We start from the raw sequence: 14525 nt of genomic DNA on the forward strand, positions 1-14525 counted from the left end.
GCTACTCCTTTCTGCCAACCAACATGGTATAGCGCAGCTTCTTTCCTTTATATTCTTTCTGCAGAATCGTATACTCTTCGCAGCAGAACGAATCATTCCAGATTGCTTCCAGATAATATTCCCGCCAAAGTAACGTCTGATCCTCCTGTCGGAGAATGGTAAATCCTGTCTGTTCTGCCATTTCCAAAAGATTTCCAGTATCCAGATCTGACAGTAAAAGAAAACCTCCCTTTTTCAAAACACGCCAACATTCAGATAGTGCATTTTTCTGATCTCTGCTGACAAAAAATGCACACTGGCTGATGCAAAGATCTATACTGTCTGATGAATACTGCAAATGCAGAAAATCGCCAATTTCCACATCACTGCCCCGTGGGAAAAGATCCACGCCATGTGCTTCCAGCCCAAATGATTTCAGGATTCGAACCGTGTCTCCTTCTCCTGCTCCAAGATCCAGTGCTTTCATTTCTTTTTTCCATTCTATGTTCTCCAGAAGATGAAGCGTCTGCGCTTCCCCTCCCGGATGCCTGTTCATCTATTTATCCTCCAGTGCACGCTCCACCGCAAGCACTTTTCCAAGTGCGAGTTCTTCCGGAACATACACAAACCCACACTTTGGACAGACAGGCATTTCCACAGGAAACCCATTTTCCAGGTACATAAATTTTGCTTTTCCTTTTACAAGAGGAACCTTACATTTCATGCAGGTCAGCTTTCCTTCCGGATCAATCGTATAATATGTTCTTTCTACTGCCATTACTGTCCCACCCTTTTCATAATATTCATTCGATGACTGTATGCTCTGTGTACCAGATATCCGTCTTCTGTTTCCACAAACCGCACCCAGAATGTGACATTTCCCAGTCTGCTTCTTGTCACCAGTTCTTTTGTTTCTTCATCCAGGATTGCCTCCTGATTTTCTCTGTAATCTGATAACACACGTTCCACATCACTTTTCAGTATCATGCGCTCATCCATCATATGGATTGCCTCCTCTGTATAGGCAACAGTATAGTCTTTTTTCTCCATGACCGATTCCTCATTCCAGATGTTTTTTAAAAGTGTTTGTTTCAATATGAGCCTGTTGTAGCGTTTCTCACTGATATCAGGCATATTGCTGGCATTTGCCCCATACAGAAGTTCAAGTATATGTCGGGATTCTCTTCCCTCTCTGGCAAATCGGTCTCTGCATGCCATGCAGTATGTAATATATGGTGCATCGGAACGTTCCAGACACTTTTCTGTCATTTTCGCTGCCATATCTTTATTGGCATATGCCGTCAGACCTCCATATCCACAACATGGAGACAAATCTCTGGAATATTCTGTATCTTCAACGATACATCCCATATCCGACAAAAGTTGTCGTATCATATCTTGTGTCTGTGCATCCCCTCTGGCACCACAGGCATCATGTATGGCAACCGGTATCTCCAGTCCTTTCGCCTGCTGTGGAAGTCCGATTTTTCTCAAAATTTCCCAGATTCCTATAACATGTGCTCCAATACTTTCTTTTAGCTGCTTCATGCAGCTTGGACAGCCTGCAATGATGATCGGATCACCAAGCTTGGCCAGTTCCTGTTTCAGCTGCTCATTTACTTTTTCTGTCATTTCATAGCGACCCGCCCATTCGCTGATTGCACCACAGCATCCCAGCATCAGAGCAACGCCTCCAGCTACCCGATTACTTAAATCTTCGTATGCCTGTATAACCACATCCGGCGCTATCGCACCTGCCTGACAGCCCGGGAAAAATACATATCTGCAAGTTTCATATCCCGGCTGGAGTCTGCTCAAAAAAGCCTCTGAATTTGAAAATAACATGTCCATCAGTGCAAATTCATGTGGCGCCAGCGGCATCTTATCTGTGGATACCATATTTTCTCTTGCTGACTTACACACCTGACTCATATCAAATCCATTCGGACAGATCACCGTACACTGTCCACAGAGGGCACAGGCATTCATCGGTTTGTTCATCGGATGATCTCCCATGATAATCTGCGTATTATTATAGATCTCACGGGCTAATAAACCCGGATGTTTTTGATATTCACTTAAATACACACAGCCTTTCATGCATTCGTCACAATGACACTGAATACATCGTTTTGCTTCTTCTACAGCTTCTTCTTTTGAATACCCATCCTGACCACAGAAAATCTTATTCGATCCATGGATTCCTTCCATGTTCGTATAAAGCTTGGTAGTCACTGCTCCTTCACTGCCTCTGTTGCTGTGCGGCGATAAATTCTGTACCAGAAGATCCACTGTCAAAGCTGCCCGCTTTGCGGCAAAAGCCGCATCCATCACAGATTCCGCAGGTCCGCTGACAATCTTTGCCTGTTCTCTTAACATAATCTCGACATCTGCTGCTTCTTCCGGAGCTAACATTTTTGCCACTTCTTCTGATGCGCATACCACATCTGCCAGTTCCATTTTTTCTCTGATAAACGAAAGATTCAAACTGCATCCAAATTCAAAAGAAAGATCCATAGATTTCAGACGTTTCGCTTCATTGCTGCGGTCTGATTCCAAAAGATGTCCGGTTGCCGCTGCAATATAGCTTTCATAATCTTCTTCCTTACAATAAATCGTCGTAGGATACATTTTCTTTTCCAGTTCCCCCGCAAGAAACAGTGGAAATAATCCAGAACCAAAGATTGCTGCCTTTTTCTTCTTTCTCATGCGGAATACACTGCTTCTTCTTCCCGGTTCTCCATACCGGACAATCGCACGTTCTACTTCTCGTATGGAGACACCATCACCAAGTTCACAAAGCTTGCAATTATCTTCGCAAGGTGCCGTACATCCATCACAGAGAATCATTGGAAATGGTGTAATTTTCTCATAAATTGCCAACGCTTTCTTAAAATTTCCTTTTGCAGCATAATACAGCATCTCTTTTGTATCCATTTTGAAAGGACAGGCTGCAACACAGTAGGCCGGCTGTTCATGGACGCAGAGACTGATCATATGATCCATCTCTTCTTTTGACATTCGATTTACATGATAAACGTGAGTAGAACCCCTCTCCTGTATGTATGTCATAACCTGATACTCCTTTCGTCTGTAAAGGGGAGGCAGTTTCCCGTCTCCCCTGATTATATCACAGTTGGCAGCTTTTACTCCAACCACATTATGAATTAAGCTTATTTCTCAAGTTCTTTTAATGCTGCAAGAACCCTTTCCGGACGGGCAGGGATACGTGTAATACGTGCACCTGTCGCATTAAAGATTGCATTCAGGATTGCAGGATGTGGAGCATCCAGTGGAGCCTCACCACAACCAGCCGCACCGTAAGGACCACTTGGACGATATGTTTCATTGAAGTGAAGTTCAATATCATCCGGAGCATCCTTTGGATATGGAATACCACAATTCTTCAAAGTGGTGTCATGGTTCAAATCTTCAAAATCTTCCGAAAGAGCAAGACCGATACCCTGTACAAGACCACCATAGAAATTACCTTCTACAAGAAGTCTGTTCATGATCGTACCTACGTCAGCTACGCAAGTAAATTTCTCAACGGTAACTTTACCTGTTTCTGTATTAACAGCAACTTCCGGCAGGAAGATAGTATACATATAAGTTGCAAATGGATCGCCCTGTGCGGTATCCTGATCGATCGGATGATCTGCACAGAATGTAGTTACCCAGTTACCTTCATATTTTGTTGCAAGCCCTTCTGCTACCATCTCATCATAAGTACGGAATGTTCCGTCTTCTTTCTTCATTGCTGCTACAAGATTTTCTGCAGCCAGACGACATGCATTACCTGACATAACCTGTGAGCGTGATCCTCCTGCAGGTCCTGCATTCGGACATGTCTTCGTATCATTCATAACCAGTTTAATCTGTTCCGGTCTGATTCCTGCCTGACGCAGTGTTTCATGAGATGATACAAGAACACCCATATCAGCCCCCTGTCCATGATCTTCCCATGCAGCATACATCGTAACGGTTCCATCCGGATTTAATTCTGCAAATGCATTTGATGTATCAACACCATCAAGACCACAACCGTATACTCCAAGAGATACACCGATACCATATTTCATCTTTCCGTCAGAAGCTGCATTCTTTTCGGCAACACGTTTTTTCGCCGCTTCATACAATGGACGTGCTTTCTTAAACAAATCTTCCTCACAATATACCTCCGGTGGATAACCTGTCGGGATGGTAGTGCCCTCTGATTCTTTATAGCAGTTCATTTCACGGATATCAAACGGATCGATTCCCATCTTAGCTGCCAGCACGTCAATCGCAATCTCAGATCCCATATAAGACTGTGGTGAACCATAAGCACGGAATGCGGAGCCCCATGCATGGTTTGTAAATACGGTTGTTGATTTATTACGAATAGAATTAATTCCATAACCTGCGCCTGTAAACTGAGAAAGTCTCATGGTAAGCAGATCGCCAAATTCTGAATATGGACCGTGATCTACATAGTTGTTACCCCAAAGTGCTAAGAGTTTACCATTTTCATCTGCTGCAAGCTTAATATTCATAAATGCAGGAGATCTCTTTCCTGTATAAGTAATGTTCTGGAACTGATTAAATACCAGCGATACCGGACGTTCCAGAATCTTAACAGCTGCACCAATCAGAGCCTCATTTGTCGGTGAGAACTTGTAACCAAATGTTCCGCCTGCATGGTTCTGAACAAGTCTTAAGTTTTCCATTGGTACACCGATACCATCTGCGATCATAGGCATATGAAGATGTATACCGATAGATTTGGAATGCACTGTTATCATACCGTCTTCATCAATATATCCATAACCACAGTCCGGCTCAAGGTGAAGATGAGGCTGGCGTGAACAGTAGGACTCGATCTCAACCTGCTGTGAATCCGGAATGCTGTCCCAGTCAAAGTCCGGTCCCTTGATACAGTTTGTCTCAAAAAATGCGTTTGGAGTACCAGGATGGATCTCTGCTGCATCCGGTGCGATTGCATCCATTGCGTTCATATATGCAGGAAGTTCTTCGATCTCCACCTTAACTGCATCTGCTGCTGCACGTGCATGCTCTTCTGTGTCGGCAGCTACGATCGCAATCGCATCACCAAACTGAAAGATCTTTTCGTCGCAGAGTACAGGACGCTCAAATCCGTCTGTCTTATTGTGTTTCGGAAGCATTACAAGACCATTGATCTTGTTGGTTCCGCCTGCTGCCTTAATGTCCTTCGCTGTAATAACACGAACAACTCCCGGCATACTCTCTGCTTCTGTTGTATCGATACTGAGAATATTTGCGTGAGAAACCTTGGCCTGTGTAAGTGCAAGACGAAGAGTTCCCTCCGGCATCTTTAATGCATCATCTGCACCGAAATCCCAGGTACCTGTTACCTTCTGTGCTGCTGATGGACGGATATAGTTTGTACCGACGATAGAATCACCTGTCTGCTTGAATACGAGGTCTTCTTTAGTCATCTCGCCACGCATAACTGCTGCTGCCGCCATGGTCGCATCGATAAGCGGCTTGTAACCTGTACAACGACAGAGATTACGCTGCTTGTTAAACCAGTCCCTCACTTCTTCACGGGTAGGGCTCGGATTATTATCGAGAAGAACCTTTGCTGAAATAATAAAACCTGGTGAACAGAAACCACACTGTGCACATCCATATGCCATCCATGCAACCTGTATCGGATGCATATCAGAAATTGTTCCCACACCCTCGATTGTTGTGATCTCTGCATTGTCCGGAACACGGCTCATCTTGTAAATACAGGATCTTGTAACTTTTCCGTTCATAATAACATTACATGCTCCGCAATGACCTTCTCCACAACCGATCTTACATCCTGTAAGAAGAAGATGCTCACGAAGTACCTGAGCCAGTGTCTCATCCTTATCAAGAATAAGGATTCGCTCCACACCATTGATCTTCAATGCCTTTTTAATCATGTTTCATTCCTCCTTTAAAAAATACACGTTCCGATGTTACAAATCTTCTGACTTATGTGTTCCGCATGGATCATGATCGGCTCCCTTACCCGTCAGATCTTTAAGTTTTTCCATTCCTCTGACAGAATAGAAAACAATGGAAGAGCTGCTTCCGTCCAGATTCTCACCGCTGAGTTTTAAAACATTCGCATTCTCATAATAATCAATCGGAAGTGTCCGACTGTATTGCTCTCCTGTGCGCTCATCTTTTACCTGTATCGTAACTTCTTTTGCGGTAATTTCAAAAATCTTATCCATGGAAACGTTCTCCTGTTTACATTATTTTGTATAATTTCATGTTATCATATTTTTGTACAGTTTTACAAATTGTAAATAATTATTAGTTGGCTATTTTTTGCTATTTTTTATATCGTTTTATTACTTTGTCGAAAATTTTACTATTTATCCTCACTTTTCATGCTATAATAATATCAAATTTGTACAATGTTATTTTTAGGAGGTATCTATGATGCAGACAGGTGCTCTCATCGTAGCTGCAGGGAAATCGTCACGAATGGGAGACTTCAAGCCCATGCTTCAGCTTGGATCCATTTCCATCGCGCAGCGTGTGATTAATAACTTCCGGCAGGCCGGAATCTCTAAAATAGTGGTGGTAACCGGATACAATGCGGATGCTCTGGAACGCCACCTTGCTTCCAATCATGTTATTTTTCTTCGAAATGAGGACTATGAAACTACTCATATGTTTGATTCTGTCAGGATTGGACTGGAATATTTAAAAGACAAAGTGGATACGGTACTCTTTACACCTGTAGATGTTCCACTATTCACAGCACATACCGTTACACAAATGCTTTCTCTTGGACAGCCTCTTGTCACTCCGGTCTGTAACGGAACTCCAGGTCATCCGATCCTGATTCGTTCCTCATTAATTGAGTCCATTTTAAGCAATGATGGAAACACTGGTCTGAAGGGTGCTGTAGAACATTGTGGAACTCCCATGTATTGTTTAAATGTAGAAGATCCTGGAATCATTCATGATGCGGATACACCAGAGGATTATGTAGAACTTCTTCGTGCACACAATCAAAGTCTGATCCGTTCAGAGATTCAGATTCAGCTGGCACGGGAAAAGGTCTTCTTTGATGAACAGCTTTATTCGCTGCTTACACTGATTCATGAAACAGGATCTGTTCGTGATGCCTGCGAACGCATGCACATTTCCTACTCCACCAGCTGGAATCTGATCCATACATTAGAATCTCAGCTTCATGAACCGCTGATTATTCGAAGTCAGGGCGGTGTAAAGGGCAGTCACAGTGAGCTGACACCATACGGAGAAGAATTTTTGAAGCGATATGCCCGTTTTTCAGAGGAAACACGTACCTGTTCCGAAGCAATATTTGAAAAGTGTTTCAGAGGATTTTTCAATGCGTAATCTTTATCTTATTCGACACGGAAAACCACAATATCCAGATGAACATTCTTACTGTATCGGTCAGACTGATTTTTCTTTATCTATGCTTGGACATCTGCAGTCAGTCCTTCTTCACGGAGAACTGGATGATAAAATAACTGCTGTTTACTGCAGTCCTTTATCAAGAGCTATGGAAACGGCTGCACATATCACACCTGATCTTCCACATATCACTATCTCAGATTTAACAGAACGAAATCTGGGAGAATGGGATGGTCTTTCATTTGATGAGATACGCAAAAGATGGCCGGACATATATGAAGCACGTGGAATGAATCCTGATTACCCGATTCCAGGAGCAGAAACTCCTTTCGCATCTGGCATGCGTTTTTCGCAAGCAATTTATGAGATTCTTCGTTCTTCTGAGGGTGATATTGCGATTGTTTCTCATACAGATGTAATTTCTTCTTATCTGTATTTGCTTGATTCAAAACAGCATGCCAGACAGTATTTTCGTCTTCCATGTGGTTCCTATTATCATCTGAACGCAGACGATAACGATCATGTTGCCTTATCTGATTCGACTTACCTGCTGCCTCATCCTGACTTGCATGACGAACTATGCCGGATGCTTCGCGATTCGGTGTCTCTTCCTCATCATGTACAAGCGCACAGTGATGCAGTGACTGAATTGGCTTGCCATTTCTGCGATCTGCTGGAATCTCATGGTTACTTTTTTAATAAAAAACTGATTCGCTCCGGAGCACTCCTTCACGATATTGCCAGACTTCAAAAACATCACACCAAAACAGGTGGTGATCTTTTCTTACAATTAGGCTATACTGAAATCAGTCAGATTATTTCACAACATCATGGTTTACAGAAGACACTTCTGAATGAAGCGGCTATCGTCTTTTTATCAGATAAACTGATTCAGGAAACCGAACGTGTAACCATCGAAAAACGATTTGCGGACAGTCTGTGTAAGTGTAACAGTCCCGAAGCTTTGAAATCTCATGAACGACAGCTTAAACAGGCTCTTGATCTGCAAAATATGATACAGACCATCTGTCACATGACGATATGACTTATAGAAAATTACAGGAGGTGTTTTATATATGAGAACTTTATTTCAGATCATACAACAAGAATTTCAAAAAGAAAACGACCTTGTGCTTGCATCCATCGTTGCTTCCTCAGGATCAACGCCAAGAGGTGCCGGTTCCCGTATGTTGGTTGGAAAAAAAGGCCGAGTTGCCGGAACCATAGGCGGAGGTTCTGTCGAACATCGTGCAGAGCTTATGGCACTTGATATTCTTGAAAAGAAAGAATCCTGTGAACATGAATTCCGGTTGAATCGCAAAGATGTTGAGAATATCGGTATGATTTGTGGTGGTGATGTTACCGTATTTTTCCAGTATCTGGACCATAATGACCCTATTATTATGGAACTTGCAGTAACTGCTGAAACATTATATAAAGAACGAAAAGATTTCTGGCTGATCTGTGATCTTCATGCTACATCCGGTATGAGTCTGTACAGTGCATCCTATGGATTGACTGGAAATGCTGATGTTCCTTCTTCCATCTTATCTTCCTTATCTGCAAGACCATGCCGTCATCGCAATGAAACCTGTGACCTGTTTACAGAACAAATCGGTACATCCGGAACTGTCTATGTATTTGGAGGCGGGCATGTTTCACAAAAGCTGGTACCAATACTTGCAAGTGTTGACTTTCACTGCATCGTTCTGGATGACCGTCCGGAATTTACAGATCCTGCTCTTTTCCCGGATGCAGCGGAGACAATCCTTTGCGATTTTGATCATCTGGATCAGAGCATTTCTATCACAGATGCTGATTATTGCTGTGTCATGACACGAGGTCATGCCTATGATACGATTGTGCAGGCACAACTTCTTGCCACACCTGCATGCTATATCGGCGTCATTGGAAGTCTCGCCAAAAGAGCTGGTGTATTTCATCGTCTCGTAGAAGAGTATGGAATCGATGAGCGAGAATTAGACCGTATTATCACGCCTGTGGGACTTAATATTAAAGCAGAAACACCTGCTGAAATCGCAATATCTATCACAGGACAAATGATTCAGGTTCGAGCTGAAAGAAAGGCTGCTATGAAATGATGACAAAACATATCTACAAAACTATTATATTCGGTGCCGGACAGATTGGGCAGATGACTGCCCGACTTCTTGGAAATTCCTATCAGATCATGTGCTTTGCCGATAATGATCCGCGCAAACATGGACAATTTATTGGTAATATCCCAATCTGTTCTCCATCAAAGGCCGCTGCTCTTCTTCCTGATCTGATTATTCTTGGTGTATTGGATGAAGAGCGGCGTGGTTCTATGATGCAGCAGATGGAGCACTTGGGCTATCACGGTTCATTTTGTGATCCTTCTGCACTTCGCATGTTTGATGCACGGGTTGCGGTTATGCGCCTTTTAGCCGAACAAATACATCAACAAAATATCCCTGGAGATGTGGCAGAACTTGGTGTTTTCCAGGGTGATTTTTCTTGCCTGATCAGTACGGCCTTTCCGGATCGAAAAATACATCTTTTTGATACTTTTGAAGGCTTTTCAGAAAAAGATATTGCCGTAGAAACCTCCAGGCATCTGTCTCGCGCTAAAACAGGTGACTTTTCTTCTACAGATGTAGACTCTGTTCTTCGCATCATGCCTGATCCATCACATGTGATCATCCATAAAGGATGGTTTCCGGATACTTTTTCCGATATTACCGATGAAACTTTCTGTTTCGTATCATTAGATGCAGATCTCTATGCTCCAACTGCTGCTGCATTACCTCTATTTTATGAACGTCTGTCTATCGGCGGAGTTCTCCTGATCCATGACGTATACAGTACCCAGTTTTCCGGATGTAACAAAGCTGTAGACGAATTCTGCCTGAAACACCACCTGTTTGCAGATCCTGTATGCGATCTGCATGGAAGTGCTATTATCCGAAAAATCATTTAAAACCTAATTGGAAGCCTTTCATAATCCTATACGCCTTCTGTATTATACTATTTTACGAGATACCCTTCAGTCTTTAAATATGTATCAGAATCGTTAATATTCTGAAAATATCCCTCATTGGATTCCGTATAACAAACAAAAATTCCTACAGTATTTAAAAATCTATAGTTTAACGGATTCCTTTATGAAAATATCAGCAATTTCGCATTCCGTGCAGACTTTCTTATAGATTTCCGGATCATTGATATTCTGAAAATAGTTTTCCGGTGCACTGGTATGGTATAGGGAATATCCCACTGTATTTAAAAAACGATACACCGATGATCTTCCTGATTCCAGAAAATCTGTGATCTCTTTATAAAGTCTGGCATCATATACCGCTATCAGCGATTCTTCTTTTCCATTATGACACAGCATAGTCACCGGTTGGTCGGCTTTTTCCATTGCGAACTTCAACAGATTTTGAAGTTCTTCCACAGGTACCAGCGGCGTATCTACCCCCAGCACCAGGCATTTTTCTGTCTTTGCCCTTCGAAAACAGCTCTCCAGACCGCCAAGTGGACCCTGACCGGAAATTCGATCCGGCACAATCTCTTCCCCACACTGTGTTCCACGATATCCAGAAATTAAGATCTGTTTTGCTCCCAACTGACATCCTTTTCCGATCTGTATCTCCAAAAATGTCTGTCCATCTAAAAGCAGATCTGACTTCTCCCTTCCCATATGGCTGCTGGCACCACCTGCCAGGACTACCAGCGTAAAATCTGATGGCAATTGCTGTTCTGCCAACTGACCGTTTTCTAATTCAGATATATCAGTCTGCATTTTCCGATTATTTTCTGGCACAGTTCGTTGCCTCCCCGGTCAGGATCTGTAATCCATGTTCCAGCGCTGGAATAATATATTCCAGACTTTCTCTGACTGCTTTCGGGCTTCCCGGCAGATTCACGATCAGTGTTCCTTTTCGAATACCTGCTGCTGCACGACTGAGCATAGCTCTTGGTGTAATCGTCATACTATATGCTCTCATTGCTTCCGGAATCCCCGGCACTTCACGTTCTATAATATCCTTTGTTGCCTCCGGCATACAGTCTCTCGGCGAAAATCCGGTTCCACCCGTAGTTACAATCATCTCTGCTATTCCCTCATCTGCTATACGAGCCATCTCATCTGCCAGCATCTTTCTGTCATCCGGCAAAAGAATGGTATGCACCACTTCGTAATCGTTCGCTTCCAAAATTTCCTGGATTACCGAACCACTTTTATCTTCTCTCTCTCCTGCATATCCGGAATCACTGGATGTGATAATCGCAGCTTTCATAATTCCTTATCCTCCTATCTGGGACATTAATTTACATTCATCTGTCTCAATCTCTTCCGATGTAAAATGATGACTGACCGGTTTTTCCCATATTACTTTCTGTATTGCCTCTGTCAGTTCATCATCTGTGCATCCTGAACGCATCAAATTCTTCAAATCCGTTCCAGTCTGATATTGCAGACAGGCTTTTAAAAATCCTTCTGCTGTCATACGCACACGATTACACTGGTCGCAAAACTTATGCGTCATCGCACTGATAAATCCTATTTTACCCTGAAATTCTTCTATTTTATAATAATGACACGGTCCATTCCCATATCGTTCTTTTATTGGAGTCATTCTTCCATATGCTTTCTCTAATATTTCGCATATTTCACTTTCTCCCCGAAACTGAAAATCCTTTCCATATCCAATCGGCATCATTTCAATGAAACGAACATGAATCGGATATTGCTTTGCAAGTCTCGCTATCGATACCAGATTTTCCTGCTCTTCCACTACCGGCACACAATTAATCTTCAATCCAATCTGCGGATACTGTAATGCCGCCTGGATTCCCTCCAGCACCCGATCCAGACTTTCTCTCCTGGTTACCTTTGCAAACTCTGCTGCATTTAAAGTATCCAGACTGATATTTATATCATCAAGCCCCGCTTCTGCCAGATCTGCTATCTGTTCTTCGAGCAATACACCATTGGTCGTTAATGTCACTTTTTCGATGCCAGGAAGTTCTTTTAACATTCGAACCAGTGTGGCACAATTCTTTCTAATTAACGGTTCTCCTCCGGTCAGTTTGATCTTACGTATACCTAAACCAGTCATACATCTGCTGATTCTGGTAATCTCATCATAAGTCAGAATTTCTTCATGCGGGATCTGCACAACTCCATTTTCCGGCATACAATAGACGCACCTGAGATTACATCGATCTGTAATGGATATCCGCAGATAGTCAATCTCTCTTCCAAATCTATCCTTCATACTATTCTTTCGGGTTTCGATATAACCCGCTTTTTCCTCCGCTTTTTTCTACCAGATGAATGTCCGTCAGCTCCATGGACTTGTCAATTGCCTTACACATGTCATAAATTGTCAAAAGTGCCACATTCACACCAGTAAGCGCCTCCATCTCCACACCGGTCTGACCTTCCGTTTTGGCTGTACAGATTGCCGTAATTTCAAGATTTTCTTCATCCAGTTCAAAATCTACCGAACACTTCTAAATCATCAGCGGATGACACATCGGAATCAGATGAGATGTCTGTTTTACCGCCATAATGCCAGCCACTCTTGCTATTCCAAGTACATCTCCTTTTTTCACAGTCCCCTGTTTCACTGCATCCATCACAGCCTGACAGACACAAATCTTGCCTTTTGCTACTGCTGTTCTGGATGTCGGTATCTTTCCGGACACATCCACCATAACAGCGTTACCCTTCTGATCAAAATGATTCAGCTTATTCTCCATCTGCCTCACCTGCTGCCTTCTCTATCACAATTTCATCGCCTTCTGTCAATACGCCACCATGAAGTACTCTGGTAAAGATACCTTCTCTTGGCATAATACAGTCACCCATAATTTTATAAATCTCACATCCACTATGACATTTTTTCCCGATCTGTGTCACTTCTAATAATACCTCTCCGCTGCGAAGTCTGGTGCCAACCGGCAATGCCTTCAGATCGTATCCACTTACAATCAGGTTTTCTCCAAATGCTCCGTCTTCGATCGGTGCTCCCTTTGCCTTGAATTCTTCTATTTTTTCATAAGAAAGAAGACTCACCTGGCGATGCCACTTGCCGGCATGGGCGTCCTTCTCGATTCCAAATTCTTCCATCAGTCTGGCACTATGTACATTCTTTTTCTGTGTACCTTTCTTCTCACTGATATTTACCGCCATAATCTTTCCCATTTTATTTCCTCCTTCATCCCTCAATTCACTCTTTCGAAATAAAGAGATGTCTGTTATACTAAATCTAGTATAACACATAGTAAACATGATAAAAGAATTGTTTTTTCAATTGGAGAAATTATGTATATTAACGAACAATAACAAAATCTGTCTCTGCTAGAGACAAAAACATATCAATATATCGGAAGAAATGGAGAATCCCGTACGGAACAAGAAGAAGTATTGAACGAACATATGATGGATGTCTATATAAATGATCATCTGACTATGAAACTTGTTTGCCTGCCCCAGCATCTGACTGAACTGGTTCTTGGAAGATTGCTGACAGAACAAATCATCACGTTTTCCATATTCACAGATGTAGATCATATCTATATCTGTGAATATGGAAAACGTGCAAAAGTCTATTTAAAAAATTCGGCACGCAGCACACAATCCTCATCGGATGCCTTTGTAGAAGTAACTCCTACCTGCTGTACCGGCAATCATATTTTAAATGATTACTTTGTTACATCCAAAGAGCCGCAGTCACTTACACCGATTTTCTGGAAACCAGAATGGATCTTTCATATGGCGGATGCCTTTGCGGATGGTTCTCCTCTCCATGGCATTACCTTTGCCACACATAGCTGCATTCTCGCTCAAAAAGATCACATTCTGTTTTCCTGCGAAGATATCGGACGGCACAATGCTTTGGATAAAGTGATCGGCTACGCTCTGCGGCACAATATTGACCTGCATCAATGTATGGTATATTCCAGCGGCAGAATACCAACTGATATGACTTTAAAGGTCATCCATGCAGGGATTCCAATTCTCTCCAGCAAGGCTTCTCCTACTTCTGAAGCAATTGATCTTGCAAAAAAATATCACCTGACCCTGATCTGTGCAGCCAGAAGGGATCGAATGAAAGTATTTACGAAATAATGTTTGACAACCGCATATTAAACCACCG

At 42.6% G+C, this 14525-nt stretch carries 14 protein-coding genes and 1 pseudogene; 5 read left to right on the top strand and 10 right to left on the bottom strand.

Translation table 11 applies throughout. From position 1 onward, the window contains the following. Position 1 precedes the first annotated feature (1 nt). The 5 genes from NQ489_RS17280 to NQ489_RS17300 all read right to left on the bottom strand — a co-directional run bounded on the left by NQ489_RS17280 (position 2) and on the right by NQ489_RS17300 (position 6212). Positions 2–535, bottom strand: coding sequence for a class I SAM-dependent methyltransferase (locus NQ489_RS17280; protein WP_021650125.1), 534 nt, complete (start codon positions 533–535; stop codon positions 2–4). Continuing rightward, positions 536–757, bottom strand: coding sequence for a DVU_1557 family redox protein (locus NQ489_RS17285; RefSeq protein ID WP_005427475.1), 222 nt, complete (start codon positions 755–757; stop codon positions 536–538). Continuing rightward, positions 757–3051: a pyridine nucleotide-disulfide oxidoreductase/dicluster-binding protein gene (locus tag NQ489_RS17290; RefSeq protein WP_044960384.1), complete on the bottom strand. Its 2295-nt coding sequence runs from the start codon at positions 3049–3051 to the stop codon at positions 757–759. Before NQ489_RS17290 ends, NQ489_RS17285 begins: the two co-directional genes overlap by 1 nt. Positions 3052–3152: 101 nt before the next feature. Further along, positions 3153–5915 carry a molybdopterin-dependent aldehyde oxidoreductase gene (locus tag NQ489_RS17295; RefSeq protein ID WP_021650127.1) on the bottom strand — a complete coding sequence of 921 codons (2763 nt, stop codon included), beginning with the start codon at positions 5913–5915 and terminating at the stop codon, positions 3153–3155. Between the two features lie 36 nt (positions 5916–5951). Further along, positions 5952–6212 carry a hypothetical protein gene (locus NQ489_RS17300; protein WP_021650128.1) on the bottom strand — a complete coding sequence of 87 codons (261 nt, stop codon included), beginning with the start codon at positions 6210–6212 and terminating at the stop codon, positions 5952–5954. Positions 6213–6420: 208 nt separating this feature from the next. Here NQ489_RS17300 and NQ489_RS17305 point away from each other — a divergent pair, with 208 nt between their 5' ends. From NQ489_RS17305 to NQ489_RS17320, 4 genes are read left to right on the top strand one after another with little or no spacing between them, the layout of a single operon-like run. Then, on the top strand, positions 6421–7353 hold the full coding sequence (locus tag NQ489_RS17305; protein ID WP_021650129.1) for an NTP transferase domain-containing protein: 933 nt from the start codon (positions 6421–6423) through the stop codon (positions 7351–7353). After that, entirely contained in the window at positions 7346–8419 is a 1074-nt protein-coding gene (locus tag NQ489_RS17310) for a histidine phosphatase family protein (protein ID WP_021650130.1), read from the top strand. The genes NQ489_RS17305 and NQ489_RS17310 overlap by 8 nt, the downstream gene beginning before the upstream one ends. 31 nt (positions 8420–8450) lie before the next feature. Further along, entirely contained in the window at positions 8451–9476 is a 1026-nt protein-coding gene (locus NQ489_RS17315) for an XdhC family protein (protein WP_021650131.1), read from the top strand. Continuing rightward, positions 9473–10336 (top strand): TylF/MycF/NovP-related O-methyltransferase, encoded by an 864-nt coding sequence (locus tag NQ489_RS17320; protein ID WP_021650132.1) that lies wholly within the window; start codon positions 9473–9475, stop codon positions 10334–10336. The genes NQ489_RS17315 and NQ489_RS17320 overlap by 4 nt, the downstream gene beginning before the upstream one ends. A gap of 162 nt (positions 10337–10498) precedes the next feature. Here the strand turns inward: NQ489_RS17320 and mobA are convergent, their stop codons facing one another. The 5 genes and pseudogenes from mobA to NQ489_RS17345 all read right to left on the bottom strand — a co-directional run bounded on the left by mobA (position 10499) and on the right by NQ489_RS17345 (position 13570). Further along, a complete protein-coding gene (gene mobA, locus NQ489_RS17325) occupies positions 10499–11182 on the bottom strand; it encodes a molybdenum cofactor guanylyltransferase (RefSeq protein ID WP_049946973.1) in 684 nt (227 codons plus the stop codon). Continuing rightward, positions 11169–11657 (bottom strand): MogA/MoaB family molybdenum cofactor biosynthesis protein, encoded by a 489-nt coding sequence (locus NQ489_RS17330; RefSeq protein ID WP_015526502.1) that lies wholly within the window; start codon positions 11655–11657, stop codon positions 11169–11171. The genes mobA and NQ489_RS17330 overlap by 14 nt, the downstream gene beginning before the upstream one ends. A 6-nt stretch (positions 11658–11663) precedes the next feature. Next, the gene (moaA, locus tag NQ489_RS17335) at positions 11664–12638 is read right to left on the bottom strand and encodes a GTP 3',8-cyclase MoaA (protein ID WP_044960389.1); all 975 of its coding nucleotides are present in this window, start codon (positions 12636–12638) and stop codon (positions 11664–11666) included. Between the two features lies 1 nt (position 12639). Then, positions 12640–13125 (bottom strand): annotated as a pseudogene (gene moaC / locus NQ489_RS17340) (cyclic pyranopterin monophosphate synthase MoaC). Further along, entirely contained in the window at positions 13115–13570 is a 456-nt protein-coding gene (locus NQ489_RS17345; protein WP_015526506.1) for an MOSC domain-containing protein, read from the bottom strand. Before NQ489_RS17345 ends, moaC begins: the two are co-directional and overlap by 11 nt. Positions 13571–13792: 222 nt before the next feature. Between NQ489_RS17345 and NQ489_RS17350 the strand changes: the two genes are divergently transcribed. Then, a complete protein-coding gene (locus tag NQ489_RS17350; protein WP_227945558.1) occupies positions 13793–14497 on the top strand; it encodes a formate dehydrogenase accessory sulfurtransferase FdhD in 705 nt (234 codons plus the stop codon). Positions 14498–14525 lie beyond the last annotated feature (28 nt).

The organism is Blautia sp. KLE_1732_HM_1032, assembly GCF_025147905.1.
Lineage (GTDB): Bacteria > Bacillota > Clostridia > Lachnospirales > Lachnospiraceae > Blautia_A > Blautia_A fusiformis.

Bases quoted from the DNA above. Each gene is read 5' to 3' on its own strand.
- NQ489_RS17310 (WP_021650130.1), top strand. From the start codon at position 7,346: ATGCGTAATCTTTATCTTATTCGACACGGAAAACCACAATATCCAGAT.
- NQ489_RS17295 (WP_021650127.1), bottom strand. From the start codon at position 5,915: ATGATTAAAAAGGCATTGAAGATCAATGGTGTGGAGCGAATCCTTATT.
- NQ489_RS17300 (WP_021650128.1), bottom strand. From the start codon at position 6,212: ATGGATAAGATTTTTGAAATTACCGCAAAAGAAGTTACGATACAGGTA.
- NQ489_RS17285 (WP_005427475.1), bottom strand. From the start codon at position 757: ATGGCAGTAGAAAGAACATATTATACGATTGATCCGGAAGGAAAGCTG.
- moaA (WP_044960389.1), bottom strand. From the start codon at position 12,638: ATGAAGGATAGATTTGGAAGAGAGATTGACTATCTGCGGATATCCATT.
- NQ489_RS17315 (WP_021650131.1), top strand. From the start codon at position 8,451: ATGAGAACTTTATTTCAGATCATACAACAAGAATTTCAAAAAGAAAAC.
- NQ489_RS17305 (WP_021650129.1), top strand. From the start codon at position 6,421: ATGATGCAGACAGGTGCTCTCATCGTAGCTGCAGGGAAATCGTCACGA.
- NQ489_RS17330 (WP_015526502.1), bottom strand. From the start codon at position 11,657: ATGAAAGCTGCGATTATCACATCCAGTGATTCCGGATATGCAGGAGAG.
- NQ489_RS17345 (WP_015526506.1), bottom strand. From the start codon at position 13,570: ATGGGAAAGATTATGGCGGTAAATATCAGTGAGAAGAAAGGTACACAG.
- NQ489_RS17290 (WP_044960384.1), bottom strand. From the start codon at position 3,051: ATGACATACATACAGGAGAGGGGTTCTACTCACGTTTATCATGTAAAT.
- NQ489_RS17320 (WP_021650132.1), top strand. From the start codon at position 9,473: ATGATGACAAAACATATCTACAAAACTATTATATTCGGTGCCGGACAG.
- NQ489_RS17280 (WP_021650125.1), bottom strand. From the start codon at position 535: ATGAACAGGCATCCGGGAGGGGAAGCGCAGACGCTTCATCTTCTGGAG.